The sequence below is a fragment of the Pseudomonas sp. MHK4 genome, from assembly GCF_054600775.1.
This window is the reverse complement of record NZ_BAAIAK010000005.1, coordinates 61,616-76,949: the sequence shown is the minus strand read 5'-3', so window position 1 is coordinate 76,949 and position 15,334 is coordinate 61,616. Positions and strand designations below refer to the sequence as shown.

At 60.3% G+C, this 15,334-nt stretch carries 13 protein-coding genes, 5 tRNA genes and 1 pseudogene; 7 read left to right on the top strand and 12 right to left on the bottom strand.

Annotated elements, in window-relative coordinates; all coding sequences use genetic code 11:
* Positions 1-50 precede the first annotated feature (50 nt).
* The gene (locus ACYP2Q_RS14650; RefSeq protein ID WP_459731102.1) at positions 51-674 is read right to left on the bottom strand and encodes a glutathione S-transferase family protein; all 624 of its coding nucleotides are present in this window, start codon (positions 672-674) and stop codon (positions 51-53) included.
* Positions 675-718: 44 nt separating this feature from the next.
* The gene (locus ACYP2Q_RS14645) at positions 719-1,378 is read right to left on the bottom strand and encodes a transglutaminase-like domain-containing protein (RefSeq protein ID WP_459731101.1); all 660 of its coding nucleotides are present in this window, start codon (positions 1,376-1,378) and stop codon (positions 719-721) included.
* 249 nt (positions 1,379-1,627) lie between these two features.
* Here ACYP2Q_RS14645 and ACYP2Q_RS14640 point away from each other — a divergent pair, with 249 nt between their 5' ends.
* On the top strand, positions 1,628-4,075 hold the full coding sequence (locus ACYP2Q_RS14640; protein WP_459731100.1) for an acyl-CoA dehydrogenase: 2,448 nt from the start codon (positions 1,628-1,630) through the stop codon (positions 4,073-4,075).
* 81 nt (positions 4,076-4,156) lie between these two features.
* Positions 4,157-4,564 carry a PA2817 family protein gene (locus ACYP2Q_RS14635; RefSeq protein WP_007991629.1) on the top strand — a complete coding sequence of 136 codons (408 nt, stop codon included), beginning with the start codon at positions 4,157-4,159 and terminating at the stop codon, positions 4,562-4,564.
* A 96-nt stretch (positions 4,565-4,660) separates the two neighbouring features.
* On the opposite strand, the gene ACYP2Q_RS14630 is transcribed toward ACYP2Q_RS14635, so the two are convergent.
* Positions 4,661-5,659 (bottom strand): LysR family transcriptional regulator, encoded by a 999-nt coding sequence (locus ACYP2Q_RS14630; protein WP_459731099.1) that lies wholly within the window; start codon positions 5,657-5,659, stop codon positions 4,661-4,663.
* 91 nt (positions 5,660-5,750) lie between these two features.
* Here ACYP2Q_RS14630 and ACYP2Q_RS14625 point away from each other — a divergent pair, with 91 nt between their 5' ends.
* Positions 5,751-6,377, top strand: coding sequence for an alanyl-tRNA editing protein (locus ACYP2Q_RS14625; RefSeq protein WP_459731098.1), 627 nt, complete (start codon positions 5,751-5,753; stop codon positions 6,375-6,377).
* A gap of 117 nt (positions 6,378-6,494) precedes the next feature.
* On the opposite strand, the gene ACYP2Q_RS14620 is transcribed toward ACYP2Q_RS14625, so the two are convergent.
* The 5 genes from ACYP2Q_RS14620 to ACYP2Q_RS14600 form a co-directional block, all read right to left on the bottom strand.
* Positions 6,495-6,570 (bottom strand) — tRNA-Gly (locus tag ACYP2Q_RS14620).
* A gap of 76 nt (positions 6,571-6,646) precedes the next feature.
* Positions 6,647-6,722, bottom strand: a tRNA-Gly gene (locus ACYP2Q_RS14615).
* A 3-nt stretch (positions 6,723-6,725) separates the two neighbouring features.
* Positions 6,726-6,801: transfer RNA gene (locus ACYP2Q_RS14610), tRNA-Glu, on the bottom strand.
* Positions 6,802-6,905: 104 nt separating this feature from the next.
* Positions 6,906-6,981 (bottom strand) — tRNA-Gly (locus ACYP2Q_RS14605).
* Between the two features lie 2 nt (positions 6,982-6,983).
* Positions 6,984-7,059: transfer RNA gene (locus ACYP2Q_RS14600), tRNA-Glu, on the bottom strand.
* Positions 7,060-7,443: 384 nt separating this feature from the next.
* Here ACYP2Q_RS14600 and ACYP2Q_RS14595 point away from each other — a divergent pair.
* Complete coding sequence (locus ACYP2Q_RS14595) at positions 7,444-8,202, top strand: hypothetical protein (RefSeq protein ID WP_459731096.1); 759 nt, start codon at positions 7,444-7,446, stop codon at positions 8,200-8,202.
* A gap of 105 nt (positions 8,203-8,307) precedes the next feature.
* Here ACYP2Q_RS14595 and ACYP2Q_RS14590 read toward each other — a convergent pair whose 3' ends face one another.
* From ACYP2Q_RS14590 to ACYP2Q_RS14580, 3 genes and pseudogenes are all read right to left on the bottom strand, one after another.
* Positions 8,308-9,171 (bottom strand): methyl-accepting chemotaxis protein, encoded by an 864-nt coding sequence (locus ACYP2Q_RS14590; protein WP_459731425.1) that lies wholly within the window; start codon positions 9,169-9,171, stop codon positions 8,308-8,310.
* Positions 9,166-9,393: pseudogene (locus ACYP2Q_RS14585) on the bottom strand (HAMP domain-containing protein); the annotation flags it as partial. The pseudogene ACYP2Q_RS14585 and the gene ACYP2Q_RS14590, both read right to left, overlap by 6 nt.
* 1,012 nt (positions 9,394-10,405) lie before the next feature.
* A complete protein-coding gene (locus ACYP2Q_RS14580) occupies positions 10,406-11,167 on the bottom strand; it encodes an SDR family oxidoreductase (RefSeq protein WP_008062892.1) in 762 nt (253 codons plus the stop codon).
* A 235-nt stretch (positions 11,168-11,402) separates the two neighbouring features.
* Between ACYP2Q_RS14580 and ACYP2Q_RS14575 the strand changes: the two genes are divergently transcribed.
* The gene (locus ACYP2Q_RS14575) at positions 11,403-12,407 is read left to right on the top strand and encodes an NADP-dependent oxidoreductase (RefSeq protein ID WP_459731095.1); all 1,005 of its coding nucleotides are present in this window, start codon (positions 11,403-11,405) and stop codon (positions 12,405-12,407) included.
* Positions 12,408-12,512: 105 nt separating this feature from the next.
* Here ACYP2Q_RS14575 and pyrF read toward each other — a convergent pair whose 3' ends face one another.
* Positions 12,513-13,211 carry an orotidine-5'-phosphate decarboxylase gene (gene pyrF / locus ACYP2Q_RS14570; protein WP_274072934.1) on the bottom strand — a complete coding sequence of 233 codons (699 nt, stop codon included), beginning with the start codon at positions 13,209-13,211 and terminating at the stop codon, positions 12,513-12,515.
* A gap of 296 nt (positions 13,212-13,507) precedes the next feature.
* Here pyrF and ACYP2Q_RS14565 point away from each other — a divergent pair, with 296 nt between their 5' ends.
* Positions 13,508-14,266 carry a response regulator gene (locus tag ACYP2Q_RS14565; protein ID WP_459731094.1) on the top strand — a complete coding sequence of 253 codons (759 nt, stop codon included), beginning with the start codon at positions 13,508-13,510 and terminating at the stop codon, positions 14,264-14,266.
* On the top strand, positions 14,266-15,333 hold the full coding sequence (locus ACYP2Q_RS14560) for a sensor histidine kinase (protein ID WP_459731093.1): 1,068 nt from the start codon (positions 14,266-14,268) through the stop codon (positions 15,331-15,333). The genes ACYP2Q_RS14565 and ACYP2Q_RS14560 overlap by 1 nt, the downstream gene beginning before the upstream one ends.
* Position 15,334 lies beyond the last annotated feature (1 nt).

Below are 15,334 nucleotides of genomic sequence, written 5' to 3'. Positions count from 1 at the left end.
GGTGCTTGTCGCCGCCGCACAAGTACAGTCAAGTGTGTCGATAGTGAGTATTAAGTCAACGCGGTCATGACCGCCTTGCGATACGCCGGACGCTCTTGCAACCGTGCGTACCAGGCCTCCAGATGGGGCTTGGGCGAACGTTCGATCGGCATCTCGAACCAGGCATAAATGAAACTGCCCAGGGGAATGTCGCCCATGCCGATCTCGCCACCGGACAGGAAGGGCTGGGTGGCCAGCGCCTGGTCAGCCATCGCCAGCAGCGACTCGCATTCCTGGATCGCCGCCTTGATCGCGGGCCAGTCCTGTTGCTCGGCGGGGGTGCGCAAGACGCCCCAGAACACCGTGCGAAACGGTCCGGCAATACTGGACGTGGTCCAGTCCATCCACTTCTCGGCGCTGGCCCGCGCTTGCAGATCTGCTGGATACCACGGGGTATTCGGCGCATGCCTGGCCATCAGGTAACGCACGATGGCGTTGGATTCCCACAACACGAAGCCATCGTCCTCAATCACTGGCACGCGGCCATTGGGGTTCATGGCGCGGTACTCGGGCGTGTCGACGACACCAAAGGCACCGCCTGCATCGATCGCCTCATAGGCCAGGCCCAGCTCCTCGGCGGCCCACAATGGTTTCCTGACATTCGATGAATTCTTCCGACCCCAGATCTTCAGCATGACCGCCTCTTTATGGATGAATGCGCAGGGCAGCATACGCCGGATCAGGCGCGACTCAAATCGCTCTGCATGTCCCCCAGCAGCGGCGGCAATTGTTCGTCGAACAGGTGCGGATAACACTTTTCCAGGTGTTCGAAGAAGAACTTTTCAGGGACGTCGCTGAACTGGCCGTGATCGATCATGTACTCCATCAATTTCTCGCCCTCGCGATTGAAGGGATGGAAAACGCTGTCGTTGATCCCGTCGAACTCCAGCGGCGCCACATTGAACAGGTCGCACAAGCCCTGGTTGAACGCCGGGGTGGCCTTGACCCAAAGCCCGTTCAGATAAAGCTCGGTGTAGCCGTGCATGGCGAACACGTCGCTCTTGAGCAGCTTGAGCAAGCGTGGGGTCGACAGATGATTGCGTACGTCCGCCAGACCGATGCGTGCAGCAATCCCGCAATGCCGCGCGGCACCGGCCAGCAGCGTGGCTTTGGGTACGCAATAACTTTCGCCGCTCGCCAGCGCATGACTGCCGCACAAGGTCTGCGGATCACGGCTGAAGGTATAGGGGTTGTAGCGCACCGCTTCGCGCACGGCGTAATAGAGATGGACCGCCTGCTCAAGCGGGTCGCGACTGGCACCGCGGTGTTTTTCGGCGAACTCCACCACCGAGGGGTGGTCACTATCGATGAAGCGGCCGGGGCTCAGATACTCGTGCATGAGGGGCAATCTCCTTGGGAAGTCTCGAGTCTAGCGAGAGGTTAAGCACAGAGATAACGACGTTTCGGCCAAACATGGGCGCTTTACCGCCCGCTCAATGAACGATTTTTCACGGTCTGTCACGCCTAAGGCCTACACAATCATCCAGGGTTTCCCACGATTTCAATCCCATCGCTCTGACCATCCGGATTTACGGATGCCGTCTAAGCTCTGTGGGTTGATACGCCCTGGGTTCACGGAGGATTAAATATGCTGCTGTTGTGGATACTGGTTCTGGTTGTCGGGATAGCTTATTTGGCCCACCGTCGCATCGCGCCACTGCCTGCCCTGGGCATCGTGGCTGTCTATCTGCTGGCAATGGGCGCGTTCAGTCGCGCACCGGGTTGGCTGCTTTTGATTTTCTGGGTGCTGACCGCCGCCGTGGCGGCGCCCCTGCTATTGCCTGATCTGCGCCGTAAATTCTTCAGCGCACCGATGTTCAACTGGTTCCAGAAAACCCTGCCGCCGATGTCGGAAACCGAACGCGATGCCATCGAAGCCGGCACCGTGTGGTGGGACGGCGAACTGTTCAGCGGTCGCCCGGACTGGAACAAATTGCTGTCCTATCCCAAGGTGCAATTGAGCGAAGAAGAACAGGCCTTCATCGACGGCCCGACCGAAGAACTCTGCGCCATGGTCAGTGACTGGCAGCTCGGTCAAACCATGGACTTGCCGGCTGAGGCCTGGACTTACATCAAGGACAACGGCTTCTTTGCCCTGATCATTCCCAAGGAGTTTGGCGGCAAGGGTTTCTCGGCCTATGCCCACTCGCAAGTGGCGATGAAGCTGGCCAGTCACAGCGGCGACCTCGCCTCCACCGTGATGGTCCCCAACTCACTCGGCCCGGCCGAACTGTTGCTGCATTACGGCACCGACGAACAGCGCAACCACTACTTGCCCCGCCTGGCGCGCGGCGATGAAATTCCCTGCTTTGCCCTGACCGGTCCCCTCGCCGGTTCGGACGCCGGCGGCATGCCCGACACCGGGGTGATCTGCAAAGGCGAATGGGAAGGCAAGGAAACCCTCGGCCTGCGCCTGAACTGGGAAAAGCGCTACATCACCCTGGGCCCGGTCGCCACCCTGCTTGGCCTGGCATTCAAGGCGTATGACCCGGACCACCTGTTGGGTGAGGAAGAAGACCTGGGTATCAGCCTGGCGCTGATTCCAACCGATCTCCCCGGCGTTGAAATCGGTCGTCGTCACCTGCCCCTTGGTGCAGCGTTCATGAACGGCCCGAACTCCGGCAAGGATGTTTTCGTGCCGCTTGAGTTCCTGATCGGCGGCCAGGACATGCTCGGCAAGGGCTGGATGATGCTGATGAATTGCCTGTCCGTCGGGCGTTCGATCTCGCTGCCAGCGGTGGGCACCGGCATGGCCAAGTTCACCAGTCTGGTGACAGGCCAGTACGCGCAGATTCGCGAACAGTTCAACGTTCCGATTGCCGCGTTCGAAGGCATCCAGGAAGCCATGGCGCGCATCGGCGGCAACGCCTGGATGATGGACGCCGCGCGCATGCTGACCGCCAACGCGGTGGACCTCGGCGAGAAACCCTCGGTGCTGTCGGCGATCCTCAAGTACCACCTCACCGAGCGCGGCCGCGAGTGCATCAGCCAGGCGATGGATGTGCACGGCGGCAAGGCAATCATCATGGGGCCGAACAACTACCTGGGGCGCAAATGGAACGGCGCACCGATCTTCATCACCGTGGAAGGCGCGAATATTCTTTCGCGCAACCTGATGATCTTCGGCCAGGGCGCGATTCGCTGCCACCCCTTCGTGCTCAAGGAAATGGCCCTGGCCACTCGGGAGGACAAGGACCAGGCGCTCACCGAGTTCGATGGCCTGTTGCTCAAGCACATCGGCTTTGCCGTGGGCAACGCCGCCAGCACGCTGGTGTTGAACCTGGGCTTCGGGCACTTGGAACACGTGCCGGGTGACAAGCTCAGCCAGGGTTATTTCCGCGCGTTGAACCGTCAGGCTGCCGCCTTCGCCCTGCTCGCCGATCTCAGCATGATGCTGCTCGGCGGCGAACTGAAACGGCGCGAACGCCTGTCGGCACGGCTCGGTGATGTGCTGAGCAACATGTACCTGGCCAGCGCCGCGCTCAAGCGCTACAACGACCTCGACTCACCGGAGTACATGAAGCCGCTGTTTACCTGGGCCATGGAAGAAAGCCTCGGCCATGGCGAGCGGGCCATGGATGAACTGCTCAACAACTTTCCGAACAAGGTGCTGGGCTGCCTGTTACGGGTGATCGTGTTCCCGTTCGGCCGTCGCCACAAAGGGCCGTCGGACAAACTCGGTGCCGAAGTGGCAGCGGTGATTGGCCGCGCCAAAGGCGATCCGGCCCTGGAAGAAGTACTGCTGGGTTGCTACCGCCCGCAATCGGTCGAAGACCCTGTTGGCGTCCTGCAACACACCTGCAATCTGTTGAACGCAGCGCAACCCTTGCAAAAGAAACTGCACGTGGCGCTCAAGAGCGGTCAGGTCAAACCGGTCGCTGGGGAAAATGTCATCGACGCCGCATTGGAAGCCGGCGTGTTGCAAGCGGTGGAGGCCCAGGCACTGCGTGAGGCCCAGGCTTCGCGACGCAAAGTGATCGATGTGGATGCTTTCGATAAAGAGGACATAGCCCTGACCGAAGGTAGCGTGCGCTGATCCATCCAGCTCTCGATCATGGGAAAATGCGCGCGGGAGCTTTATACTCCCGCGCCCGTTTTGCTCTTGAGGACTTATCTCGTGTCCAACATCGTTGCCGATCATCTCGTTTTGCTCGACCACTTGCGCAGCATCCTGGTCGCCGTAGGTGAGGCCGAGCAGGTTCCCGAAGAAAGCCATGCCTTGTTCCTGGAGCGCTTCGACGAACTGCTGGCGTCACTGCCGATCGATCCGATCGAAAGCCAATACCTGGGCCAGGACATCCTGACTCAAGTCATTTCCCGTTATCCGCAAATCGCCCACCTGATTCCACGGGATCTGCTGTGGTATTTCGCCGGTGACTGCCTGCACTACCTGTCCGATGAAGAAATCGATCTGTACCAGGCACTGGAAGAGCGTCGTTTCGAAGCCGAACAGAATGACGAACCGTTCGACTGGAACCAGGAAAAACAGCTGCTGGCCTTGTCGAATCAGGACAGCAAGCACTGATTTCTGGATCAAAAGATCGCAGCCTCCGGCAGCGCCTACAGGGGGTACGCAATTCCCCTGTAGGCGCTGCCGAAGGCTGCGATCTTTGCTTTCGCGTCAGAACAACCCCTCACTCTCGGGCAATTCATACTCCGATACTGGCGTACTCAGGGTACTCGGCTTGCCTGGCTTGCCCAACGTCGGCTCCTTCTCCAGACACTCCACCAGGTAATCGATCAACACCCGTAGCTTGGGAGGCAGGTATCGGGTTGGCGAGTACAGCAACCAGGCGCCTCCGTGGTAGGACGCCAGGAACGTCCAGTCCGGCAGCACTTGCACCATCAACCCCTTCTCCAAGGCACGACGCGCCGTGAAATACGGCAGGCTGCCAATGCCGATGTGCTGCAACACCGCGCCAAAACGTACACCCGTGTGATTGGCGGCATAGCGCCCGCGCACACCGACGGTTACCGACTTGCTGCCTTTCTTGAACTTCCAGCGCGCATCGCTCGGGGTTTCGCCCAGGTAAATGCAACTGTGGTTGAGCAAGTCATGGGGGTGAGTCGGCGTACCGTGCTCAGCCAGATATTGGGGTGTGGCGCAGAGCAGATGGTCGATGGTCAGCAACTGTCGCCCCACCAATCCCGCTGGCGGCCGGTCGGTGATGCGAATCGCCAGGTCGACGTGATCGTCGATCAGATCCACCTGGCGATCCTCAAGCAACAGTTCCACATCCACCTTGGGATAACGGCGCAAAAACTCCGGTATATGCGGGTGAATCACGATTCGCCCCACCGCTTTCGGCACACTGATGCGCACCACCCCCTCTGGCTCTTCAGTGAACTGACCACTGATTTCCATCACGGACCGGGCCGCGTTGACCATCTCCTGGCACCGCTTGAATACCTCCTCGCCACCGTCGCTCAAACGTAACTTGCGCGTGGTCCGCTGCAGCAAACGGGTGGCCAGGGCCTTCTCCAGTCGCGAGATGCTGCGACTCACCGCCGAGGGCGAAGAGCCCAATTGGCGGGCGGCCTCGGAGAAGCTGCCGGTTTCGACGACCTTGACGAAAATCGCCATTTCACCCAGCAACGGCAGTGGTAGATTTATGCTCACAACGCAACAGTCCTTTGATGTTTGAACGGATTATCACGCTAATCCACGCTTCATATAATAAAAAATAGAAATTTGATTACGAGCTTGGAATATGACGCTTCGCCTCTTTTTCCACAGTGATGACCTCAAGGCCAATGTGGAAGTCCTGGACTGCACACCGCACGAGAGCGAATTCGCCGTGGTGCTGCGCGCAACCTTGTTTCACCCTCAGGGCGGCGGACAGCCATGCGATACGGGCTGGATCGGCGACAGCCGGGTACTGCGCGTAGTCCAGGATCCTGACCGGATCGTCCATTTCGTCGATCAGCCGGTCAATCCCGGCATGACCCAGATCCATATCGACGAGCAACGTCGCCAGTTCAATACCCGCATGCATTCGGCTGGCCACCTGATTGGCCACTTCGTCCAGGCCAAGGGCTGGATGCCGATCAAGGCGCATCACTGGCCCGGCGAAGGGCGCGTGCAATTCAAACCGGCAGAATCGGCCCAGGACGTTGACGCGCAGACCGTTCAGTGCGGCCTCGAACAGTGGATCGCCCATGATCTGCCGCGCCTGACATCGCTGCGCGAAGGCGTCCGGGAAATCAGCTTCGGTGAACTGCCCGCCTATGGCTGTGGCGGCACCCATGTACGTAGCCTGAAGGATCTGGGTACGGTCACGATCTCGTCTCTTGCGCAAAAGAAAGGCACGTTGTCCGTCCACTATCACGTGGACTGAGCCTGCGACGCGCCTGTAAAGGCCTGCACAGTCTGACTGGCGGGCCTTTTTTCTGCGCTGAGCATAAATCGCGCGCAAACAAAAACGCCGCTCAATGAGCGGCGTTTTTGTTAAATATGGAGCGGGAAACGAGACTCGAACTCGCGACCCCGACCTTGGCAAGGTCGTGCTCTACCAACTGAGCTATTCCCGCAAAAGCATCCCCGAGGGGACTCTAACACTTGTTACAAACAAAAACGCCACTCGGTGAGCGGCGTTTTCGTCAAATATGGAGCGGGAAACGAGACTCGAACTCGCGACCCCGACCTTGGCAAGGTCGTGCTCTACCAACTGAGCTATTCCCGCAAATGGCGTCCCCTAGGGGACTCGAACCCCTGTTACCGCCGTGAAAGGGCGGTGTCCTAGGCCACTAGACGAAGGGGACACGCTGCCCGGAACACATGGTGTGTGTTTCGGTGCCCAGATCCGCATCCGAAGATTTGGCTCTGGTTTCACTCAGCCCTGCCCGAGAGCAAGACTGTTTAAAAATGGAGCGGGAAACGAGACTCGAACTCGCGACCCCGACCTTGGCAAGGTCGTGCTCTACCAACTGAGCTATTCCCGCATTGGCGTCCCCTAGGGGACTCGAACCCCTGTTACCGCCGTGAAAGGGCGGTGTCCTAGGCCACTAGACGAAGGGGACACACTACAACATTCACTGCCTGCTTCGTTTCGCTGTGTGCTTTACGCTGCAAGTGGCGCGCATTCTATGGATGGATTGAGAGGTCGTCAACCCCCTGTTATAAATTTATTTAAATCAATGACTTCGGTCTGCTTTTCAGCCCCCGCCCGGCTTTTCCGTCGCCTGGGGTCTGGCGCCTATATTCTGACACCCGCCAAGACGTTATAGTCGACGCCATGAGTGATGGCAATATGCTCCAGAGTGCCAGCATTTATATAAGCGGGCGGTGGCCGATATAACCCTGGCCACGCCGAAGCACCCGTGGAGCGGCTCCAGGCGCCTGCAGGGCAGACCACTACACTCGCATGCAAACCCTATAAAGAGGTCTTACCGGTGACACCACTCATGATCACCCTGCTCGTCGTAGCCGGGATTGCACTCTTGATCGCCATTGGCTACATCAACCATGTGGTGGAAAACAATAAGCTGGAAAGGGCCCGTACCAAGGTTGAGCTCAATGACCGTCTGCGTCGCTGTGGTGAGATCACCGAGACATTTCCCGGCCAGTTGATGACGCCAGCGCTCAAATTGCTGCTGACCCGCCTGGAACTGAACGTTTGCCAACGCCTGTTGAATCTGGAGAAGACCAGCGCCAACCTCAAGGCACGCATCGTCGAACTGGAGGCTCTGGTTGCCCAGGGCGGATCGATTCCGGTCAACAACCCGCCGGCACCGATCCAGACTGAAGCCAAGGCCAAGGACGTGCGATTCCTGCTCGAAGCCCTGCACGGCCAAATCACCCGCGCGGCACAGGATGGTTTCCTGCCACCCAACGAAGCCAAGGGCTGGATCCGTGAAGTGCGCCATATCCTTGTGCTGCTGCACATCGAATTTTTCAACAACCTCGGCCAGCACTCCCTGCAACAGAACCAGCCCGGCCAGGCGCGCCTGGCGTTCGAGCGCGGCGTGCAGTACCTGCGCAAGCAGCAGGAACCCCAGGTCTACTCCGAACAACTGCAATACCTGGAAAAACTCCTGGCCCGCGCCAACGACCAGGTCATGGACCGCATCGCTCCGGTGGAAGGCGACGTCAACCAATTGACCGAAGGCCTCAAAGACGTCGAGGCGGATGCGGACTGGAAGAAGAAAGTGATTTACGACTGATTGGCGAGCGAATGTAGGAACAAGATTAAAAGATCGCAGCCTGCGGCAGCTCCTACATTGAAATGCGATCCCTGAGCTGCCGCAGGCTGCGATCTTTTAGCGGCATCAGAGCCTGAAGTGCCCCACCATCCCCTTCAACTCAACCCCCAACTGCGCCAGCTCGATACTCGACGCCGCATTGCCCTGCATCGCCAGCGAAGACTGGTCCGCACTCGCACGAATACTCGTGACGCTGCGATTGATTTCCTCGGCCACCGAACTCTGCTCTTCGGCAGCCGCCGCAATCTGCTGGTTCATCTGCTGAATCAACGACACCGCCGCCGCAATGCTCCCCAGCGCACTCTCGGTCTGCAGTGCATCGCTGACGGCCAGTTTCACCAACTCGCCGCTGCTCTGGATCTGCTGCACCGACGCCTGCGCAGCCGAACGCAAGGCGCTGACCAGTCGCTCGATCTCCTCGGTCGATTGCTGGGTCCGCTTGGCCAGGGCCCGCACTTCATCGGCCACCACCGCAAACCCCCTGCCCTGTTCGCCAGCCCGAGCCGCTTCGATGGCCGCGTTGAGTGCCAACAGGTTGGTCTGCTGCGCCACGCTCTTGATCACGCCGAGCACCGCGCCGATGTTCTGGATTTCCGCGCTCAGGCTTTCGATGCTTGAACTGGCCGAAGTGGCGGAATCGGCCAGTTGTTCGATTCGTACCATGCTCTGACGCACCACCTGTTGCCCACTTTCAACCTTGCCGTCGGCCGTTTGCGCCGCCTGGGCGGCCTCCTCCGCATTACGCGCGACGTCATGCACGGTGGCGGTCATCTGGTTCATGGCGGTCGCCACCTGCTCGGTTTCTTCCTTCTGGCTGCTGACTTCGAGATTGGTCTGCTCGGTCACGGCGGACAAGGATTGCGCTGAAGTGGCCAACTGCTCGATGCCTGCCTGCAAGCCGCTGACGATCTGGCTCAACCCTTCGCCCATCTGTTGCATCGCCTGCATCAACTGGCCAATCTCGTCACGACGGGTCACTTCAACCTTCGCGCTCAGGTCTCCGGCAGCGATCTGCTGCGCCACACCAATAACGGTGCGCAGCGGCGCCACGATCAAGCGGGTAATCACCCACGCCGCGATCAGGCCGACCAGCAAGGCCAGCACGGAAGAGCCGAGTATCAGTAGCGAGTTATTCTTCAGCTGCGTCTGCATCGACTGGTCTTGCGCGACATAGGCCTGATCCACCCGCTCCATTACTTGGTCAGCGCGTTGATGCAATTGCTGATAGACGGTTTTTTCCTGTTCCAGCAGGCCGGTGTACTCGGCGAGCTTGTCGCTGAAACTGGCGATATGGCCGGTCACTTCATTGAGGACAGTCTGATAGCCCTCATCCTTGACCGTGGTCTTGAGTTGTTCGGCCTGGGTCAGCGCCTGGCTGGCCTGCTCGATCTTGCCCTGTGCGGTGCCGTCGTCGCCCTTGCGGCTCTGGTCCAGGCGCACACGCGCTTCGTTCATGGCTTGCAGCATCAACCGCGAAACCTGGCTGACCTGATTGGCTTGCTCGATGAATTGCGCGCCATCCTTGCCCTCGGACTCTTTCAACGTATAAGCGCCGTCGTCGGCGAGCCCGGCTTGCAGGACATCAAGGTTGTTGGCCACGCTGGAGACCGACCAACTGGCCATTTCCAGTGCCAGGTCCTTGGCCTGGCTAAGCGAGACAAATTCGTCGAACGCCTTGCGGTAAGCCCCCAGGGACTGTTCGACGTCATTCATGACCGGTACGTTGACCGCCGACGCCGCCTTGAGCTGATTCGCCAGGGCGATCAGGCCGTCCACACCCGTGTGCAAGGCCTCGACGTTTTTCGGACTGCCGTGCAAGGCATATTCCTGCTCCAGCAGCCGCACCTTGAGCAAACCGCTGTTGAGCGAAGACATCTGTTTGAGCCCGTCGAAGCGCTGGCTGATGGTGTGTAGCGACCATACGCCGATGGCCGCCACCAGGGCCGTCAGCAACAGCACCAGCACAAACCCGACACCCAGTTTTTTTGCCATCCCGAGGTTGGCAAAACGTCCTTGCACGGCCGAAATCATTGCACTCAGTCCCCTGCCATTATCGTTGCGGCAGAGTCGCAACGGGCCTTCGGCAACACAAGTCTCTGGCGTCGCAATAATGGCAAAAAGCTACGCTCGCGTCGTTTTCAGAACGCTGGAGGTCGATCCGCTATCAAAACGCCGTAACTCCGCCATCCACGGCCAGGGAGTGCCCCGTGGTGAACGCCGCGCCATCGCTGCACAGGTACAGCACCGCACTGGCGATTTCCTCGACCTTGCCGATGCGACCCACCGGGTGCATGGCATTGGCGAACTCGCCCTTCTTCGGGTCTGCTTCGTAAGCGCGGCGGAACATGTCGGTGTCGATCACCGCCGGGCACACGGCGTTGACGCGGATTTTTTTCTTGGCGTATTCAATCGCCGCCGATTTGGTCAGGCCGATCACCGCGTGCTTGGACGCCGCGTAGATACTCATTTTCGGCGCAGCCCCGAGACCGGCAACGGAAGCCGTGTTGACGATGGCACCGCCGCCCTGGGCCAGCAACAACGGCAGCTGGTACTTCATGCACAACCAGACACCTTTGACGTTGACGCCCATGATCGCGTCGAACTCGTCGACCGTACCTTCGGCCAGTTTGCCTTTTTCGATCTCGATGCCGGCATTGTTGAAGGCATAGTCGAGACGGCCGTACGTATTGACCACTTCATCCATCAGATTTTTTACGTCGCTCTCCAGCGTCACGTTGCAACGCACGAACGTCGCTTCGCCGCCTGCCGTGCGAATCAGCGCCACCGTGCCCTCACCACCCGCGGTGTCCATGTCGGCCACCACTACCTTCAGGCCTTCGGCGGCAAATGCCTGGGCAGTGGCCCGGCCGATGCCGGCTGCCGCGCCTGTCACTACTGCCACCTGGCCGGAAAACGTCATGCTCATTGTGCTGTCCTCGAAGAGAATTTTGCGGGGGATCGCGTTTTTCCAGCATAGCCACAGCCTCTGACTCAAGGCAGCACTATCAAAAGCCCGGTTGAACGCCCATGTGTCACAGTGATGGAACTACCGTACCAACTATCACTGCACTGGATCAGAGCGTATTCGCCGAATCAGCCGAACTTGCGACATCGACCCTGAGGGTCTATCAACAAGGTTTCATTCATCCTGAGTGCCTGCCATGACGTCCCAGACCAATCGCCAATTTCTCCTCGCCAAACGCCCGGTGGGCGCCGCGACCCGGGAAACCTTCACCTATCAGGAAGTACCGGTCGGCGAACCGGCTGCAGGCCAGATCCTGGTCAAGAACGAATACCTGTCCCTGGACCCGGCCATGCGCGGCTGGATGAACGAAGGCAAGTCCTATATCCCGCCGGTTGGACTTGGCGAAGTGATGCGCGCCTTGGGAGTGGGCAAAGTCGTGGCCTCGAACAACCCCGGGTTCGCGGTCGGTGACTGCGTCAACGGCGCCCTCGGTGTGCAGGATTATTTCCTCGGCGAGCCGCGCGGGTTCTATAAGGTCGATCCGAAACTGGCGCCACTGCCGCGCTATTTGTCCGCGCTGGGCATGACCGGCATGACCGCTTACTTCGCGTTGCTCGACGTGGGTGCACCCAAGGCTGGCGATACCGTCGTGTTGTCGGGCGCTGCGGGGGCGGTGGGCAGCATTGCCGGGCAGATTGCCAAGATCAAGGGTTGTCGCGTTGTCGGCATTGCCGGCGGCGCGGACAAGTGCCGGTTCCTCATCGACGAACTGGGGTTTGACGGCGCGATCGACTACAAGAGTGAGGACGTCGTTGCCGGCCTCAAGCGTGAATGCCCGAAAGGCGTCGACGTGTATTTCGATAACGTGGGCGGCGATATCCTCGACGCGGTGCTGAGCCGCCTGAACATGAAAGCCCGGGTGGTGATCTGTGGCGCCATCAGCCAGTACAACAACAAGGAAGCGGTGAAAGGCCCGGCCAACTACCTGTCGCTGCTGGTCAACCGTGCACGCATGGAAGGCTTTGTGGTGATGGACTACGCCGCGCAGTTCGCCGCCGCCGGGCAGGAAATGGCCGGCTGGATGGCCAAGGGGCAGCTCAAGAGCAAGGAAGACATTGTCGAGGGACTGGAGACGTTTCCGGAGACGCTGATGAAGTTGTTCAGCGGGGAGAATTTCGGCAAGTTGGTCCTGAAGGTTTAACACAACCCCGTAGGAGCTGGCTTGCCAGCGATGCAGGCGACGCGGTTATTCAGGTGAACCGCGGTGATGCCATCGCCAGCAAGCCGGCTCCTACGGATTTGGTGTTTACGCGAGTTCGGCGACTACCGAAGCCAGCGCCTTGGCCGGATCCGCCGCCTGGCTGATCGGACGGCCGATCACCAGGTAATCGGAACCGGCGTCCAGTGCCTGGCGCGGGGTCAGGATGCGGCGCTGATCGTCCTGGGCGCTGCCCGCGGGACGAATCCCCGGGGTCACCAGTTGCAGCGACGGGTGCGCCGCTTTCAGCGCCTGGGCTTCCAGGGCCGAGCACACCAGGCCATCCATCCCGGCTTTTTCCGCCAAGGCCGCCAAACGCAGGACCTGCTCTTGCGGCTCGATGTCCAGACCGATACCGGCCAGATCCTCACGTTCCATGCTGGTCAACACGGTCACGCCAATCAGCAATGGCTGCGGGCCGCTGCGCTTGTCCAGCACTTCACGGCAAGCCGCCATCATGCGCAGGCCACCGGAGCAGTGGACGTTGACCATCCACACGCCCATTTCCGCAGCCGCCTTGACCGCCATGGCCGTGGTGTTGGGGATGTCGTGGAACTTGAGGTCCAGGAACACTTCGAAACCCTTGTCACGCAGGGTGCCGACGATTTCCGAAGCGCAGCTGGTGAACAGTTCCTTACCGACTTTGACCCGGCACAGTTTCGGGTCCAACTGATCGGCCAGCTTCAGTGCGGCGTCACGGGTAGGGAAATCCAGGGCGACGATGATAGGAGTCTGGCAGGCGGACATGAGTGGGCTCTCAGGCAAGTCGAAATCGGCGCGCATTGTAGCGGAACCAACGGCCCTGCGGGACCCGATGATCGGTAAATCGTCGAGAACGCTCAGGCAAGACTAGCCTCTGCGACAATTGTGTCGAGTTCGGTACAGTCACGACACGCCCTTAACATCCTTGCCCGGTACCCTCGACAACCGCAATACGTCCTAACCACAGCACTTCCCGCCTCCGGGCTGGACGCCTATGCTGGAACCACGACCTCGCAGCCTATCTTTGTGGTTGGCAGCCTACCTGGCAGATGAACCCACCCATGTACAACACTCCAGCCCCCGTGAACGACGATCAAAAAGCGCCCGGCGACGATAAACGCTGGAACATTCGCGCGCTGATCGTCGACGATGACGTGCCGATCCGCGAGCTGATGATCGACTATCTGGCCCGTTTCAACATCCACGCCAGCGGTGTCAACGATGGCGCCGCCATGCGCCTGGCGATGCAGGCGGAGCATTTCGACGTGGTGGTGCTCGACCTGATGCTGCCCGGCGAAGACGGCCTGTCGCTGTGCCGCTGGTTGCGCGGCGAGTCGGATATTCCGATCCTGATGCTCACCGCCCGTTGCGAACCCACCGACCGGATCATCGGCCTTGAGCTGGGTGCCGACGACTACATGGCCAAGCCGTTCGAACCCCGCGAACTGGTCGCGCGCATCCAGACCATCCTGCGCCGGGTGCGTGACGACCGCAGCGAACAACGGGCGAACATCCGCTTCGACAATTGGCGCCTGAACAGCGTGCTGCGCCAGTTGATTGCAGCCGATGGCCTGGTTGTGCCGCTGTCCAATGCCGAATTTCGCCTGCTCTGGGTGTTCATCGAGCGTCCGCGTCGGGTCCTGAGCCGCGAGCAATTGCTCGATGCCGCTCGCGGCCGCTCGATCGAAGCCTTCGATCGCAGCATTGACCTGTTGGTGTCGCGCCTGCGCCAGAAACTCGGTGACGACCCCAAGGCCCCGCAACTGATCAAGACTGTCCGTGGCGAGGGTTACCTGTTCGACGCCCGAGACATCGGCTGATGCGAGCGCGCGTCGATACGTTGTTCGGCCGCCTGTTTGGCGTGTTGCTGATCGCGATCATCCTGGCGCACCTGCTGGCCTTTGCCTGGTTTCACTATTACGGCCCGCCACCGCCACCGCCACCAGCTCCACCTCCACCGCCGGCGTTTTCCGAGGGCTTCGACGGTCAACGCCCAGCGACGACCCCACGCCTCGCCGAACGCCCTCCCCGGCCATGGTTCGGCGGACCGCTGGTGCCCCTGACCTTCCAGTTGATCTCGCTGATCATTGCCGCCTGGTACGGTGCCAAATTGCTCAGTCGGCCGATTCAGCGCCTGAGCGACGCGGCCGAGCGCCTGAGTGAAAATCTCGACAGTACGCCGCTGGAGGAATCCGGCCCACGGGAAGCGCGGCAAGCAGCGCACACGTTCAATAAAATGCAGCGGCGCATCATCGAGCAGGTCAAGCAGCGTTCGCGCATGCTCGGCGCGGTTTCCCACGACCTGCGCACGCCCCTGTCACGGCTCAAACTGCGCCTGGAACAGATCGACGACGACAAGCTGCAAGGCCAGATGCGCCAGGATCTGGACGACATGATCAGCATGCTCGATGCGACCCTCACCTACCTGCACGAACAGCGCACCAGCGAGGCGTCACAGTGGATGGATGTGCAGGCGCTGGTTGAGTCCCTGAGCGAAAACGCCCAGGACCAGGGTGCCGACGTCCAGGTCAGCGGGCATTGCGCGCCGTTGCAAGTACAGCCGATGGCGTTACGCTCCTGCATCAATAACCTGCTGGACAACGCCTTGCGGTATGCCGGGCAGGTACGGATCACTTTGCAGGACCACCGCGAGCACCTGCTGATCCGGGTCATCGACCATGGGCCGGGCATCGCGGCAGATAAACGTGAAGCGGTCTTCGAGCCTTTTTTTCGCCTGGAAGGATCACGCAATCGCAACTCCGGCGGCGTCGGCCTGGGCATGACCATAGCCCGCGAGGCGGCGCAACGGCTGGGCGGACAGCTAAGCCTGGAAGAGACACCTGGTGGCGGCCTGACAGCGATCATCCGCCTGCCCAGACAAGTTTGAA

Bases quoted from the DNA above. Each gene is read 5' to 3' on its own strand.
- ACYP2Q_RS14595 (WP_459731096.1), top strand. From the start codon at position 7,444: ATGATCACCCTGCTCGTCGTAGCCGGGATTGCACTCTTGATCGCCATT.
- ACYP2Q_RS14590 (WP_459731425.1), bottom strand. From the start codon at position 9,171: ATGGGCGAAGGGTTGAGCCAGATCGTCAGCGGCTTGCAGGCAGGCATC.
- ACYP2Q_RS14625 (WP_459731098.1), top strand. From the start codon at position 5,751: ATGACGCTTCGCCTCTTTTTCCACAGTGATGACCTCAAGGCCAATGTG.
- ACYP2Q_RS14645 (WP_459731101.1), bottom strand. From the start codon at position 1,378: ATGCACGAGTATCTGAGCCCCGGCCGCTTCATCGATAGTGACCACCCC.
- ACYP2Q_RS14650 (WP_459731102.1), bottom strand. From the start codon at position 674: ATGCTGAAGATCTGGGGTCGGAAGAATTCATCGAATGTCAGGAAACCA.
- ACYP2Q_RS14565 (WP_459731094.1), top strand. From the start codon at position 13,508: ATGTACAACACTCCAGCCCCCGTGAACGACGATCAAAAAGCGCCCGGC.
- ACYP2Q_RS14575 (WP_459731095.1), top strand. From the start codon at position 11,403: ATGACGTCCCAGACCAATCGCCAATTTCTCCTCGCCAAACGCCCGGTG.
- ACYP2Q_RS14560 (WP_459731093.1), top strand. From the start codon at position 14,266: ATGCGAGCGCGCGTCGATACGTTGTTCGGCCGCCTGTTTGGCGTGTTG.
- pyrF (WP_274072934.1), bottom strand. From the start codon at position 13,211: ATGTCCGCCTGCCAGACTCCTATCATCGTCGCCCTGGATTTCCCTACC.
- ACYP2Q_RS14640 (WP_459731100.1), top strand. From the start codon at position 1,628: ATGCTGCTGTTGTGGATACTGGTTCTGGTTGTCGGGATAGCTTATTTG.
- ACYP2Q_RS14580 (WP_008062892.1), bottom strand. From the start codon at position 11,167: ATGAGCATGACGTTTTCCGGCCAGGTGGCAGTAGTGACAGGCGCGGCA.